Here is a 13,128-nt window from a genome sequence, read left to right as displayed (position 1 = left end):
GCAGGGGTTCAGGTTGCCGCCTTGGGGTGAGGCGGCGGGGTTGGTGTCAGGCGGTGGCTGGGCTGGCGGCAGGTGCGACTTGCTCTTGGGCTCGGCTGACGAGTAGCGCGCTTAGGTCGATGAGTTGTTGGATGCCGAGGAGGATGGCGCGGTGCGGGTCTTCGAGGTCGAAGGCCAGGGTGGCGGCCATTTGGTTGGCGGAATCGAGGTTTTCGGCGGCGTTGGCTAGGAGGGTTTCGGTGTCGATGTTGGGGCTGACGTGGAATAGATTGGTGGCTGGATGGTCGGCGGGGGCGGCTTTGTCGTCAGATGGTGGCAGGTAATGGTGAATTGCTCTTTGGGCAGCCGTTTGTAGCTTGGCATCGTCGGGCGTAGTGTTTTGATCGACATAAGGTTTGCGTGATTTGTTAGGCATGGGCGAAGCTCCAAATATTTTCGGGAGTTAAAACGCCTTAGCAATACGGACTTCCACCTCCGGCCACTGGGTTTGCAGCGGCTTGAGGAGGTTAGCGATGGGTGGTCTGACGGGCAAGCTGAGACGAGCGTGGGAAGGTTCCTAGGTATATCGTGGTCAGACACCGATATCACAAAGTTTGACGCGCAAGCCGGGAGAAATGTAGGGAATTTCACTCGACTCAACTCGATAAATCCAACACCTGATCGATGGACTCAAACAGATAACTCCATCGCACACCCAGATAATGTCAACGTGATATCATTTCACTCCTACTAGTCTAAAATATAAGGACAGCTGTGGACATTGGCGAAACACTCTTATCTACCTTAAACTACACATCTAGCATTTTACAATCTTTTGGCATATTTGCCTGGGCCCTCCTAATTATCTCCATATTATTTAAACACTCAAACAAGAACCTGAATAAAATGCTTTCACCCGTACTAATCAAGGCGCTCAAATTATTGGCACACAGAGGCATTATATGCCTAGTTTTTGTTAGCGCAGTATATTTGCCATGGCGCCATTTTTTGCCGAATGAACTTCATTACATCAATGAAATAAAAATTATTTTTTATTCTATTCTCATAGGCACAGGACTTCGATTTATTATGGGCCATCAGGGATTTGGAATTCCACTAGGGGATGGCCTGATGATGACTGTAGACAAAGCCCCAAGCTTGGCTTTCGAAATTTCAAATTATGTAATAAGTTTTCATGTGGATAAAAACTTCACTAAAAAACGCCGCACCGTCACAAATCAAATAATCACAACCATTAACACCATTACAAAATTTAACGCTCAATACGACTTTATATTGAAGAGCTGGGTTTTCTCGGACCGTGATTGCGTAGATGCGACTTCAATCTATTACATTAGATCGCATATGCACCGTTTACGGCGCACTCTTAAGGCTTGCGGATTGATTATAGTATTATTCGCTGCGCCAGCATTTTATACTTACTATATTGAAAGCTTCAACTCGGCAAAGGCGCTCATAGAATTAGTCATAGCAACTATAGGCATTGCGGCACTATTAACCGTTTACATACTCTACCTCACGAAGAGAAGGATGCGCGCCGTCTGTTCGACCTTGAATTCAGCTTTACCCTCCAGCGCCACGCAGATACTTGCACGAGAGCTCGTTAAAAAAACAATTCACTACAATAATGAGCTCATTACACCTCAACCAATGCCAGCTTTTCACATACTATCATTTAGCATATTAGAAACAGCTATCATAAAAGATTGTGTCGGTATAGAGACCGGATTCGGACTGATTCGACATAAGAATATTGCAACATAAAGACGGATCAAAACCTACTCCACTGTGTAAGATGCGCCATAACCATCCATCATCGAGGTCGCCATGACTGGAATCTCCCTAAACCTGCCGGAAGACCTGTCCAACTCCCTCGCCGACCTGGCCAAAACCAACGACCAGACTGCAAGCAACCTGGTGATAGACGTTCTCCGCGACTACATCGAGCACGAAAAAGCTCTGACCGCCCAGATCGAGCTGGCAGCAAAGGAGGCCGACCAGGGCAACTTCGCCACCGATGACCAAGTGGCGGCGATGCGTGCCGGCGAATACCAGTAGCTCAACGCCTTCACCCGTTTCATCGAAACCGACCAGACACTGTACAAGGCCTTAAAAGCTCGTAAATCAGATTTTTAAAGTGATCCCAGTCACCCGTTTTATTGACAAGCAATGTAGAAACATGAGAAGACGATAAAATAGTGGTATAAGCCAGATGAGTAATGGATCAATAACAGCGCAAAGGCCCACACTCGTCACTTGCCCCCGCTGCAACCCCTAAATTGAATCACCCATTGTAATGAGGCAAATCTTTTAAGATCGTCTAAAGTGAGATTATCGATATCGAGCTTTACATCACCAATACGACAATTACCCACACCAAAATAAACTGAACACCTTGAACGTCTTTACTCACGGTTATTGTGGAAAATCAAGCTTTCCCATTCGCTGACAGCGCTCCACATCTTTCCCAGTTAAAAAACGGCCACCAGCAAAATACCAATCTGTCAAAACATGAGCCGGACACTCCTCCCAATGCGGCTCATATCCCGGAGGAATGGTAGGCAATATTGCATCTATCCGCTCCCGCAATTCAATCATCTCCCTATATGGCTTAGCATAACCTCCAGGCTTATTTTCAGACTCTACAATCTCATAAATCCTATAAATGCCAACACCACCAATATACAAGAATTCTCCTCCCGGTTCAGCCAACCCTACAAACGCCCACCTTTTCATAATAAGCCTCACGATCAAAATGACATAAAAATTGCACACACCGGCATGGTGAGAGCAATCCAAAAAAGAAAAACCTGTGAAAATTGACAGTTTTTAATAAAAAATAGCGATAGAGGCCATTACAAAAACTTCAAACTTTCAGGCGTCCTTTTCAAATGTCTATTGGTATTCCCTCCATCCACAAGCGGGAAAAGATGAGATCGCGTGCAGATGGTGCCCCCCCCCCCCCCGCGCGTGAAGGTAAACCGGAGAACTGACCACGTCTGCCTACCATGGCTGGCCCCGAGCGCAGGGGCTGATCGTGAGTGGGATCCGCCGACCCTCGACGAACAGGTGATCCTGCTCAGTCCATCCGGCCAGTTCGCCAACGGCGTCGTCATTACCGGTTTGCCAAGCGACCACATCCCGGCCAACGACGACCGCGCCGGCCTGGTGAGCAAGGGCGGAATCGACATCGTCGGCCTCATCAATCACCAGGGCAGAGCAAATTACTCTGCCGCAGCGTCTTCAATACAATTGAAAACATCCGGGTTCGTATTCAGCAGCATTTCCGGCACATATTAACTACAATCAGTCAATGGACTCCACAGTCCTGTTTGTCCGATTAAGTTATAGAAGTTTGGCGTGACGCGTCTCAAAAAAAGTAATTAGATCCTTGTAATACAAAACTAATGCCTCATGACCATCGTCCATTTGGGTGTACCTGAAAAGCACAGAATTTAAGAGCATCCAAAATTCGGAGAAGAATAACTTTTCAATGCCCAGGCAAAAAAAACCCAGCTTACGCTGGGTTTTCTCTTACAAGTCTATATATTACTCAAACATGTATTTATTCTCAGACAAGAATGCTGGACTTCTCCAGTTTGGCCCTTTTGTCAGGGTTAAGTCCTTATAAACAACCAACCCCTCTAGCGCCATATTGTGAACCAATTTCATAAGCTCAAGATTGTTGCCAATATTGACCCAGCCGTTTCGACTGTACAGCCCATCTAATCTTGGGTATGAGATGCCACTTTCACTTCGAGTTGCGAAAAGAATGACATCCTCGGGAGTTTCTAATTGCACTATCTTAGTAATAACACTCATTTTGCTTCTCTCTCTACTTGCGCATCATCAGCTTCTATCGCTTCCGGCGTGTAAAATAAATCAAATCCATCTTTAAGCCTATAGTCCTCTAAGGTAGCAGTATGGGCACTATTCCAGATGGTATCATCATTCGGTTTCACACCATCTGCGATTCCCAATGCCCTATACCGCTCAAGCTCTCGAATTTCATGTGTGTAAAAACGTTTATCAATATCAGTAATAGATATCTGACCACTCAAAATTTTCTCAAGTCGGTCAAGCATAATTTTATTAGCGTCTGATGTATCGAATCTTGACGTATGCAACTTAACCAGATCAATACCTTCCTGAGTCACCGTTGCCGTTGTCCAATCAAGATCTTGGGTTGGCCCTCCGGCTTTATCAGGATTGTACATCCGTCCGCTGTGTTCACCTTTCGTGGTAGCTCCTTCGTACGGATTACTAAATACCACATAAATCGGCGGCAAACCCGAATCTGCGGGGTACACGTAGATACCATCTCGGATGGTCAACTGACTGGCAATCGGAAACGGCTCAGCTTTGACCTCAATTGGCGTCAGTGTGATGCCGGTATATACCGGATTTTCCACTGGTTGCGCTGGGGACGCCGTTGAACTATCACCTGGTGCCGCGATTGGAAATATCAGGGTGATCGGCGGTGTATCGGTTGTAGAAAACGTATAGGCGTTGGCCACAGGGTCAAGCACCAACGCCCTTACCGGAACAGTAGGGGCCAGTCCCTCAGTGACCTGGGTGGCCACTACCGAATACTTCGATTGATCACCATAAATCCGATATGGCACATCAACCGTCCCACCAGCCGCCGCTACCTCGAGAAGATTACCAGGCAGGTCAGGCGCAAGTTGCTTAGCTGGCAGGTCCAGCATCGTCGCGGGCAACTCCCCGTTGCCAAGGGACTCTGAATATGTCAAAGCTCCAATACCGACTGCCGTGGCCGCACTTACAACTGTACCCAGCGCTACCTTAGCCGCTTGAATCGCCGCCTCCAACGTAATGCCTGAACCTGCCGTGACGGCAATAGAGCCTGCTGCCGTACTCAGTTGCGTAGCACCGGCTGCGGTAAGCCTGAACGTGTGAGCTGCTTTAAATGCTGCGGCTTCAGCGGCTAGCCTAGCAGCCTGAGCTGCTGCGGCTTCAGCAGCTAGCCTGGCAGCCTGAGCTGCTGCAGCTTCAGCGGCTAGCCTGGCAGCCTGAGCTGCTGCAGCTTCAGCGGCTAGCCTGGCAGCCTCAGCTGCTGCGGCTTCAGCTGCTACCCTAGCAGCCTCTACCGCTGCCGCCTCATCCGCAATACGTTTGGCCTCGGCGTCTGCGCGGGCTTGATTAGCCTGTGCCTGAAGGTGCGGCTTCAGGGCATTCAAATAATTGATCTCGCGGTTGCTATATTTTGCAGCATACGCAGCCTCAAGTGAGGCGTACCATTCTTTATAGTTTTTATCCGGAGGATAATTTGTCTTGCTTCCGCTGATTGCATCTTTAATAAACTGCATAGTCGGAAAACCAAAGAAGTCTCCATAGTAGTACTTATCAGCAATCACTTTTTGGGCGGCGACCGCCTGTGTTTTTTGAGCGATTAGCGCATCTACCGAACGAATATGCTGTTCGATTTTATCGACTTCGCTCGCAGGACTACCTTCATTTTTCTCTATTGCAGTAATGCTTTTAGCAATAGATTCGGGCATCGACTGAAGTTTCGTTGCAAAAGTCGCCTCTTGGTCCTTAACATTCCGGGCAATCATAGGGGGATATGTGTTAAGTACATGATTACGCGTTGCAACGTTAATGAGCTGTCCTGTGTGACTATGTGAAAAATCACTGTCACCACCACCTCCTCCGAACGTCTGAGGTTCATATTTATTAACGTCGCTGATTACAATTGGTGGGAGATAAATTGTGTCACCATTAGCCATAGTGAATTTCCTTTTCGCTATATTCAGTACAAAAATTTTCATATCTCAGTAAAATGAACGACTGGTTATCTCATCACCTTACTAGGCTCTGACAAACGGCTTCGGCTCCAAGTTTTCTGTTTCTGAGAAGCTCAACGAACAAAAAAACCCGTCTTCAGCGACCTTCATCACGTCGCACAAACACTGTATGCACATACAGCTACAGCAGCAACAAAAAATGCATTTGTGCATATTTAAACCGACAAGTGGTAGTGATTCCTATTTGCTATTACCACTGAAATGTAATCGGATTGGTAAGTGAACTCTGGTTATTTGCGGGTAACGTGAGTTTGCAGGTTTTCATATGCGAGCCGCTGTAGTTGATGCCCGCTGAGCCCAAATCTGTAGGGGATGTCCGCCGCTCCAATGCTGCGGCCTCCTGCACTTGTGAGCATCTGACGCTGTGTGGGTGAAAGTGTGAGTGCGTAAAGGTCGAGGGATTCCGGGGTCAAACCACGAAATCCCACGTGATGATCGCGATTAGATCCCCGACGCACTTCATACCGCACAAAGTGCTGAATGGCACTGAAAACACCTCTCCGACACCCAACACCCATCCCTGATAAACTGCGCCCCATTCGCCTCGCTAACTCAGATTCCCCCATGCCCCTACAAACCGCTCCCCTCTCCCGCCGCTTCTCCGTCGCCCCCATGATGGATTGGACCGACCGCCACTGCCGGTACTTCCTGCGCCTGCTCTCCAAGCACGCCTTGCTCTACACAGAGATGGTCACCACCGGCGCGATCCTGCATGGCGACCACGACCGCTTCCTGCGTCACAACGAGGCCGAGCACCCGCTTGCGTTGCAGTTGGGCGGCAGTGTCCCCGCTGACCTCGCCGCGTGCGCTCGTATGGCTGAGGCTGCCGGTTATGACGAAGTGAACTTGAACGTCGGCTGCCCGAGTGATCGGGTGCAGAACAATATGATCGGCGCGATTCTGATGGCGCACCCGGCGCTGGTGGCGGATTGCGTGAAGGCGATGCGTGATGCGGTGTCGATTCCGGTGACGGTGAAGCATCGTATCGGGATCAATGGGCGCGACAGTTATGCCGAGTTGTGTGATTTCGTTGGGACGGTGAGGGATGCGGGGTGCACCAGTTTTACCGTGCATGCGCGGATTGCGATTCTGGAGGGGTTGTCGCCGAAGGAGAATCGCGACATTCCGCCGTTGCGGTATGACGTGGCGGCGCAGTTGAAGCAGGATTTCCCCGAGTTGGAGATTGTGCTGAACGGTGGGATTAAGACGCTGGAGCAGTGCCAGGAGCATTTGCAGGTGTTTGATGGGGTGATGTTGGGGCGGGAGGCTTATCACAATCCGTATTTGCTGGCGGAAGTGGATCAGCGGTTGTTTGGCAGTGCGGCGCCGGTGATTAGTCGGGCGCAGGCGTTGGCGCAGTTGCGGCCTTATATTGCCGAGCATTTGGCCAGTGGTGGCGTGATGCATCACATTACGCGGCATGTGTTGGGGTTGGGGACTGGGTTTCCGGGGGCGCGTAAGTTTCGGCAGTTGTTGTCGGTGGATATTCATAAGGCGAGTGATCCGTTGGCGTTGTTGGATCAGGCTGGGGAGTTGTTGGAGGGGCGGTGAGGGGTTGGGTGTCAGTGGGTTTAGTTGCTGGCTGATAGGCCGCTTTCGCGAGCAAGCCCGCTCCCACAGTTTTGAGTGATGGGTGTCAGGGGGATGTTTGGTGGCTGGCCTGGCGTTATCACAGGCAAGCCAGCTCCCACATTTTGACCGGGGTGGTCATCGGGCAGTTGGGTTGAACCTGTCGGCGGTTTTGGTCTCCTAGTTAGCAGTGCAGCCGGTGATTCAAACGGCTGTTTTCAGGTTGTTGCCCTCGCAAACGATCGAACGCATTTGCGCCCTTGAGCGCTTGTCGGCGCTCGGGTAATGTCATCAGACCCACAGGACAGAGCACGCCCATGACTTCCAAGCTGGAACAACTCAAGCAATTCACCACCGTCGTAGCCGATACCGGCGATTTTTCTACCCTCGCCAAGCTCAAGCCGCAAGACGCCACTACCAACCCTTCCCTGCTGCTCAAGGCCGCTTCGATCGCAGGCTATGCCAAGCTGCTGGATGAGTGCGTGAAGGACTGCAACGGCGACGTGGGCCTGGCCAGCGACCGTTTTGCGGTGGCGGTAGGCCAAGAGATTCTCAAAGTAGTGCCGGGCCGTATTTCCACTGAGGTGGATGCCCGCCTGTCGTTCGACGAAGCGGCCATTCTCAAGCGTGCGCACCGTCTGATCGACCTGTACGACAAAGCCGGCGTTGGCCGTGACCGCGTGCTGATCAAGATCGCCTCCACCTGGGAAGGCATCCGCGCGGCGGAGAAGCTGGAAAAAGAAGGCATTCAGACCAACCTGACGCTGCTGTTCTCGTTTGCCCAGGCCGTGGCCTGCGCCGAGGCCGGTGTGTTCTTGATTTCGCCGTTCGTGGGCCGTATCTACGACTGGTACAAGAAGGCCAACGGCAACGACTACACCGGCTCGGATGATCCGGGCGTGCAGTCGGTGACGCGCATCTACAACTACTACAAGGCCAATGGCTACAAGACCGTGGTGATGGGTGCGAGCTTCCGTAATCTGAGCCAGATTGAAGAGCTGGCCGGCTGTGATCGCCTGACCATCAGCCCGGACCTGCTGGAGAAGCTGGCGGCGGATGAAGGCAAGCTGGAGCGCAAGTTGGCGCCAGGCCATGCCGGTGAAGCGCGGGTGCATTTGACTGAAGCGCAGTTCCGTTGGGAGTCCAACGAGGATGCGATGGCGACTGAGAAGCTGGCCGAGGGGATTCGTCAGTTTGCTCGGGACCAGGAGAAGCTGGAGGCATTGTTGACTGCCAAGCTGTAAGGCAGTCGGCGACAAAAAGGGCGGCACCTGTGAGGGTGCCGCCCTTTTTTTGTGTCCTTCGCCAACCTCAAAACTAACGCAGTTCCACTGTGGGAGCTGGCTTGCCTGCGATGGCGGTGGGTCAGTGATGAATAGGTGGCTGACACACCGCTATCGCAGGCAAGCCAGCTCCCACATTTGACTGTGTTGTTCTCAGCAGCGGGGGCTTAGTGGCGCTCTAGGGCGTTCACAAGGTCGTGGAAGGCTTCGCGGTTGGACTCGTTCAAGCCCATCAGGATCTTGTGCGCTTCCAGCACCTTGACCCGTACCACTTCTTCAGACTGGTCTTGCGACGGCAGGTCGGTCAGGCATTCCGGGCACGGGATCGGGCGGTCAACGATGTTGAACACCTGGTCGAAGCCCATGGACTGCAGCAGACGGGTGATGTCTTCGTGGGTGGTGACCACAGTCGGCAACAGGCCGACCTTCTGCCGAGACAGAATGGACAACTTGGCCAAGAGGCCCAGGGTGGTGCTGTCGATGCTGCGGGTTTCGGTCAGATCGATCACGATCGCCGAGAAATTCAGGGCTGTGAAAATCCGCTCAATCGTTGCATCCAGCGCCGAACACAAGGTCAGGCGCACTTCACCGACAAACTTCAGGACGAAGGTCCCGTCTTGCTCGGCGAATTGGATTCTTCCGGTACTCATCAAAGATTCCTGCTCAACACCAATAGGGCGATATCATCCGGCATCTCCCCTAGCGTGGCCAATCCAAAAACCTGCCGCAGGCCATCCAGGCTGCCGCCCGCCGACTTGACCTTTTGGGGCAAGGCGGCTTCTTTCTCTTTGAGTGTAGGCTCTGGAAGAAGGTCCAGGATGCCGTCGGACATCAGCGTCAGGCTGAAGGTCGGCGGCAGTTCCAGGATGTGGTCTTCGTAGGTGGCTTCATTGAACAAGCCCACCGGCAAACCACGCCCTTCCAGGTAACGCACACTGTCTGGAGTGTATAAAACCGGCATCGGCAGGTGACCGCCGATGCTGTAGGTCAACAGACCTGTTTCTTCATCAATCACGCCGCCGACCATCGTCACGTGCTTGCCCAGCTTACAGCTGATCAGGCCTCGGTTGATGTGGCCCAGCACTTCGGAGGGGGTGAACTCCGGCAAGGTGCCATTGCGCTTGGATTCGAACAACAGCCGTGTGGTCATGAACTTCAACAACACGGTGACAAAAGCAGAGGAAGCACCGTGGCCGGAGACGTCGGCCAGGTAGAACGCCACGCGGCGCTCGTCGACGCGGAAATAGTCGACAAAATCACCCGACAGGTACAACGACGGGATGATCTGGTGCGCGAACTTGAACTCATCGATGGTCCACGGGCTCACCGGCAGCATGTTCATCTGCACCTGGCGACCGGCGTTCTGGTCTTCCTGGAGCAGGTTGAGGCTGGCTTCGAGTTCGCGGTTGGCGGTTTCGAGCTTTTCGCGGTAGCGCTGGTTTTCCAGCAACAGGCGGGCACGGTCGAGTGCGCGGCGCACCGAGTGCTCCAGCACGGCCAGGTCTTCCAGGGGCTTGATCAGGTAGTCGGCGGCGCCCAGGCGCAAGGCCTCGACGGCGTCGTTCATCACGCCGGCACCGGACACGACAATCACCGGCGTCTGCGGCGCAAGCTCGGTCACCTGGCGAATCAGCTCGAGGCCGCCCATTTGGGGCATGCGCAGGTCGCAGATCACGAGGTCGGGCTTGTCGCGCTCGAATACCTGGAGACCCTGTTGGCCATTGCTGGCCTGCAGGACGCTGAAGCCACTGTCTTCCAAATAGGCCGCGAGGCTCGCGCGCACTACTTCGTCGTCATCGATTATCAGCAGCGTGGCACTGGTTTTTTGCATGTGGGCAAACGGCGCCAGAATTAGGTTGGCGTAGGCGGCTCGGCAATGGCCGGGCTCACGTACTGGATTCGCTTTCTAGCCACTCTGTCCTACAAAGCGTGGGTATTTTGCCCATGCACAAAGGTAAAGCAGAGGTGCCCTTCTAAGGCGCAGACGGTACTCCCATCCGTCAGGGGTTTCAAGCTCATGCCGATGGTCGCCGGGCGTCTTTACACCGCAAATCACCGGGAGTTATAAGAACACCCACGACCACAACACAAAGTAAGGATGGAACCCGTGAGCGAACACGAGCGCGACTACGCCGAAAAACGCGATTTCATCCGCATGCGAGTGGATGCCGATGTGTCGTTGATCCACGCCGGGCAGGAGATTGCCGGGGTCTGCGTGGACCTATCCAGCTCTGGCATGCAAGTGCAGGCGCCGCGCCAGTTTGAGGTGGGCGACCGGCTGACCGTGCGCATCGACTCGGAGCATGCCTCCCTTTCGGGACTGGAGGCAGATACCGAAGTGGTATGGACCAAGGCCACGGGTGAAGATCAGCACCTAGGCCTCAAGATCCTGAAAATGCGCTGAAAACGCGCACAAAAAAGGCGACCACTGGGGTCGCCTTTTTCATTTCAAAACGTCACGGCTTAAAAGTCGTCGACAACCTTGCCGTCCTTGACCTTGAACTCGCGGTTCTGCAGGTAAGCGTTACGGATAAAGGTGTACTTGTCGCCGGTGATCAGCTTCTCGCTGTCGAGCAAGCTGGCACGGGTATCGACGATGTTCAGGCCGAAGGTGCTGTTACGCCAGCCGATGTCGTTCATGTAGCGGTACGGTTGGGTGTAGCTGTCGACGTATTTGGACGGCGCATCACGCAGGGTGCTTGGGCCGAGCAATGGCAGCATCACGTAAGGGCCACTGCCGACGCCCCAGTAGCCGAGGGTCTGGCCGAAGTCTTCATCGCTGCGCTGCAGCCCCATTTTGGTGCCGACATCCACAAAACCCAGCACGCCGAAGGTGGTGTTCATCAACAGACGGGCGGTGTCCACACCGGCAGCGTGCGGCTTGAGTTGCAGCACGTTGTTGGCCAAGTTGCCGACATCGCCGATATTGCGGAAGAAGTTGTGGATGCCCGTTTGCACAAATTGCGGAGTGACAAACTGATAGCCCTGGGCGATGGGCTTGAGGGCGTAGGTATCAACGGTGTCGTTGAAGGTGAAAATTGGGCGGTTGACGCTTTCCCATGGGTCGTCTTCCGACGCCGCCTGGGCGGCGAACGGCGCCAACAGAATGGTGGCACACACAGATAGCTGAGCGAAGTACTGGCTCCAGCGCATAGCTTTGGCTCCTTGAATGGTCTGTCATGGGCGCTATGCCCTGAATAAGATCGTCAGTATATGACGGAAGTGTTGAATTAGGCAGCTATGGGGAATCGACATACGTAAAATGCACAAAATTCCTACAATTACCGCCTATGTCATTTGCTTGTCATCCAGCCTCGATAGCGTCATGGCTATTTCAGGGATGTCGAAATGCCTCACGCCGAGATTGCCGTCGCCAGCGCCCCCTCTTTAACTGCCGTGCTGTTTGGCCTAAGTGGCTGCCTGGTGGATTTTGGTTCCCAGGCGCGCACCGATTCGCCCTCCCCCGACTCCCACGCCACGCCGGGCGCGTTGAAAATCCTGCGCAGCCTCAAGGACCAGGGCGTGCCTTGCGCCTGGCTGGACGAGTTGCCGCCCTCAGTGACTACCCCGCTGGCCGCCGTGCTGCCCGACTGGGTCAAGGCGGCGTCGCCCTCCTCCATCCGCTGGCCGGCGCCGCATGCGTGCTGGCAAGCCTTGATGGAATTGAACATCGAACGCCTGGAAGGCTGCGTGCTGGTCAGCGGCGAGCCGCGTTTGCTGCAAGCGGGCCTGAATGCCGGGTTGTGGACGATTGGCCTGGCCTCCTGCGGTTCACTGTGCGGCCTGGCGCCCGAGCAATGGCAGGCGCTGACCGAGCAGCAACGCGAGCACAAACGCGGCAAAGCCACGGTTGCGCTGTATGGGCTGGGCGTGCATTCGGTGATCGATCACCTTGGCGAGCTGGGTACGTGCCTTGCGGACATCAGCCTGCGCCGGCTTAAAGGCGAGAAGCCCTGATAGAGATCATGCACTGAGGCTGCCGGTGGATTAATCTACAGGTCAGCCCGTAGACCTTTCCCGGCGTGCCGCGGTCTATGCCAGTGCCTATCGATAAAAGGAAGAACGTCATGCCTGCCCGCGAACAGCTGAAAGACCAAGTCAGAGAATTGCGCGAGCAATTGAACAGCGACCCGCTGATGTCCGCAGAGAAACGCGACCAGCTGGAAACCCTGATTGCCGAACTTGAAGTTCAAGAACCCCTGGAAGGCGCGATTCAGGACCCCAGCATTGCCGATGGCGTGAACCTGGCGGTGGAGCGCTTCGAACTGGACCACCCAGGCATTGCCGGGACCTTGCGCAATATTGTGGTGACCCTGGGCAATATCGGGATCTAACCCGAATCCGGACCCCAACACAGAAACAAAATGTGGGAGCTGGCTTGCCTGCGATGACGGTGTATCAGTCACAAGATGCATGACTGAAAGACCGCTATCGCAGGCAAGCCCGCT

At 53.7% G+C, this 13,128-nt stretch carries 14 protein-coding genes and 1 pseudogene; 8 read left to right on the top strand and 7 right to left on the bottom strand.

All coding sequences use genetic code 11. The annotated features are described in order from the left end of the window. Window positions 1-46 precede the first annotated feature (46 nt). Window positions 47-415 (bottom strand): DUF6124 family protein, encoded by a 369-nt coding sequence (locus L8I05_RS11195; RefSeq protein WP_242168941.1) that lies wholly within the window; start codon window positions 413-415, stop codon window positions 47-49. A gap of 470 nt (window positions 416-885) precedes the next feature. On the opposite strand from L8I05_RS11195, the gene L8I05_RS11190 reads away from it, so the two are divergent. Beyond that, a complete protein-coding gene (locus L8I05_RS11190) occupies window positions 886-1,764 on the top strand; it encodes a hypothetical protein (protein WP_242168939.1) in 879 nt (292 codons plus the stop codon). Window positions 1,765-1,827: 63 nt separating this feature from the next. Further along, window positions 1,828-2,058, top strand: a complete 231-nt coding sequence (locus L8I05_RS11185) for a CopG family transcriptional regulator (protein ID WP_242168937.1) — start codon at window positions 1,828-1,830, stop codon at window positions 2,056-2,058. Between the two features lie 357 nt (window positions 2,059-2,415). On the opposite strand, the gene L8I05_RS11180 is transcribed toward L8I05_RS11185, so the two are convergent. Beyond that, window positions 2,416-2,736, bottom strand: a complete 321-nt coding sequence (locus L8I05_RS11180; RefSeq protein ID WP_242168935.1) for a hypothetical protein — start codon at window positions 2,734-2,736, stop codon at window positions 2,416-2,418. Between the two features lie 204 nt (window positions 2,737-2,940). On the opposite strand from L8I05_RS11180, the pseudogene L8I05_RS11175 reads away from it, so the two are divergent. Continuing rightward, a pseudogene (locus L8I05_RS11175) lies at window positions 2,941-3,216 on the top strand (phage baseplate assembly protein V); the annotation flags it as partial. A gap of 333 nt (window positions 3,217-3,549) precedes the next feature. On the opposite strand, the gene L8I05_RS11170 reads toward L8I05_RS11175, so the two are convergent. Both L8I05_RS11170 and L8I05_RS11165 read right to left on the bottom strand, forming a co-directional pair. Continuing rightward, entirely contained in the window at window positions 3,550-3,822 is a 273-nt protein-coding gene (locus L8I05_RS11170) for a hypothetical protein (RefSeq protein WP_242168933.1), read from the bottom strand. After that, window positions 3,819-5,522 (bottom strand): S-type pyocin domain-containing protein, encoded by a 1,704-nt coding sequence (locus tag L8I05_RS11165; RefSeq protein ID WP_242169354.1) that lies wholly within the window; start codon window positions 5,520-5,522, stop codon window positions 3,819-3,821. The genes L8I05_RS11170 and L8I05_RS11165 overlap by 4 nt, the downstream gene beginning before the upstream one ends. Window positions 5,523-6,392: 870 nt before the next feature. Between L8I05_RS11165 and dusA the strand changes: the two genes are divergently transcribed. Both dusA and tal read left to right on the top strand, forming a co-directional pair. Then, entirely contained in the window at window positions 6,393-7,379 is a 987-nt protein-coding gene (gene dusA / locus L8I05_RS11160) for a tRNA dihydrouridine(20/20a) synthase DusA (RefSeq protein WP_242168931.1), read from the top strand. 335 nt (window positions 7,380-7,714) lie between these two features. Continuing rightward, window positions 7,715-8,641: a transaldolase gene (tal, locus tag L8I05_RS11155; protein ID WP_242168929.1), complete on the top strand. Its 927-nt coding sequence runs from the start codon at window positions 7,715-7,717 to the stop codon at window positions 8,639-8,641. A gap of 206 nt (window positions 8,642-8,847) precedes the next feature. Here the strand turns inward: tal and rssC are convergent, their stop codons facing one another. Together rssC and rssB are read right to left on the bottom strand one after the other, a co-directional pair. Further along, the gene (gene rssC / locus L8I05_RS11150) at window positions 8,848-9,330 is read right to left on the bottom strand and encodes an anti-sigma factor antagonist RssC (RefSeq protein ID WP_003172602.1); all 483 of its coding nucleotides are present in this window, start codon (window positions 9,328-9,330) and stop codon (window positions 8,848-8,850) included. After that, on the bottom strand, window positions 9,330-10,511 hold the full coding sequence (gene rssB, locus L8I05_RS11145) for a two-component system response regulator RssB (RefSeq protein WP_159954928.1): 1,182 nt from the start codon (window positions 10,509-10,511) through the stop codon (window positions 9,330-9,332). Before rssB ends, rssC begins: the two co-directional genes overlap by 1 nt. A gap of 276 nt (window positions 10,512-10,787) precedes the next feature. On the opposite strand from rssB, the gene L8I05_RS11140 reads away from it, so the two are divergent. Further along, entirely contained in the window at window positions 10,788-11,084 is a 297-nt protein-coding gene (locus L8I05_RS11140) for a PilZ domain-containing protein (protein WP_159954927.1), read from the top strand. A 59-nt stretch (window positions 11,085-11,143) separates the two neighbouring features. Here L8I05_RS11140 and L8I05_RS11135 read toward each other — a convergent pair whose 3' ends face one another. Continuing rightward, window positions 11,144-11,833: a VacJ family lipoprotein gene (locus L8I05_RS11135; RefSeq protein ID WP_159954926.1), complete on the bottom strand. Its 690-nt coding sequence runs from the start codon at window positions 11,831-11,833 to the stop codon at window positions 11,144-11,146. A 195-nt stretch (window positions 11,834-12,028) separates the two neighbouring features. Between L8I05_RS11135 and L8I05_RS11130 the strand changes: the two genes are divergently transcribed. Together L8I05_RS11130 and L8I05_RS11125 are read left to right on the top strand one after the other, a co-directional pair. After that, window positions 12,029-12,637: an HAD family phosphatase gene (locus L8I05_RS11130; RefSeq protein WP_242168927.1), complete on the top strand. Its 609-nt coding sequence runs from the start codon at window positions 12,029-12,031 to the stop codon at window positions 12,635-12,637. Window positions 12,638-12,747: 110 nt separating this feature from the next. After that, on the top strand, window positions 12,748-13,014 hold the full coding sequence (locus tag L8I05_RS11125; protein WP_242168925.1) for a DUF4404 family protein: 267 nt from the start codon (window positions 12,748-12,750) through the stop codon (window positions 13,012-13,014). The last annotated feature ends 114 nt before the right edge of the window (window positions 13,015-13,128 follow it).

The sequence above is a fragment of the Pseudomonas sp. MONT-RG-20F-20-E-7-02 genome (assembly GCF_022662395.1).
Taxonomy (GTDB): Bacteria; Pseudomonadota; Gammaproteobacteria; order Pseudomonadales; family Pseudomonadaceae; genus Aquipseudomonas.
Note: the sequence above shows the minus strand (reverse complement) of the source record. Positions and strands in the feature narration are given on the sequence as shown.

Excerpts from the sequence above, each read along its gene's own strand:
- L8I05_RS11195 (WP_242168941.1), bottom strand. The coding sequence starts at position 415 with ATGCCTAACAAATCACGCAAACCTTATGTCGATCAAAACACTACGCCC.
- L8I05_RS11190 (WP_242168939.1), top strand. The coding sequence starts at position 886 with ATGCTTTCACCCGTACTAATCAAGGCGCTCAAATTATTGGCACACAGA.
- L8I05_RS11185 (WP_242168937.1), top strand. The coding sequence starts at position 1,828 with ATGACTGGAATCTCCCTAAACCTGCCGGAAGACCTGTCCAACTCCCTC.
- L8I05_RS11180 (WP_242168935.1), bottom strand. The coding sequence starts at position 2,736 with ATGAAAAGGTGGGCGTTTGTAGGGTTGGCTGAACCGGGAGGAGAATTC.
- L8I05_RS11170 (WP_242168933.1), bottom strand. The coding sequence starts at position 3,822 with ATGAGTGTTATTACTAAGATAGTGCAATTAGAAACTCCCGAGGATGTC.
- L8I05_RS11165 (WP_242169354.1), bottom strand. The coding sequence starts at position 5,522 with ATGCCCGAATCTATTGCTAAAAGCATTACTGCAATAGAGAAAAATGAA.
- dusA (WP_242168931.1), top strand. The coding sequence starts at position 6,393 with ATGCCCCTACAAACCGCTCCCCTCTCCCGCCGCTTCTCCGTCGCCCCC.
- tal (WP_242168929.1), top strand. The coding sequence starts at position 7,715 with ATGACTTCCAAGCTGGAACAACTCAAGCAATTCACCACCGTCGTAGCC.
- rssC (WP_003172602.1), bottom strand. The coding sequence starts at position 9,330 with ATGAGTACCGGAAGAATCCAATTCGCCGAGCAAGACGGGACCTTCGTC.
- rssB (WP_159954928.1), bottom strand. The coding sequence starts at position 10,511 with ATGCAAAAAACCAGTGCCACGCTGCTGATAATCGATGACGACGAAGTA.
- L8I05_RS11135 (WP_159954926.1), bottom strand. The coding sequence starts at position 11,833 with ATGCGCTGGAGCCAGTACTTCGCTCAGCTATCTGTGTGTGCCACCATT.
- L8I05_RS11130 (WP_242168927.1), top strand. The coding sequence starts at position 12,029 with ATGCCTCACGCCGAGATTGCCGTCGCCAGCGCCCCCTCTTTAACTGCC.
- L8I05_RS11125 (WP_242168925.1), top strand. The coding sequence starts at position 12,748 with ATGCCTGCCCGCGAACAGCTGAAAGACCAAGTCAGAGAATTGCGCGAG.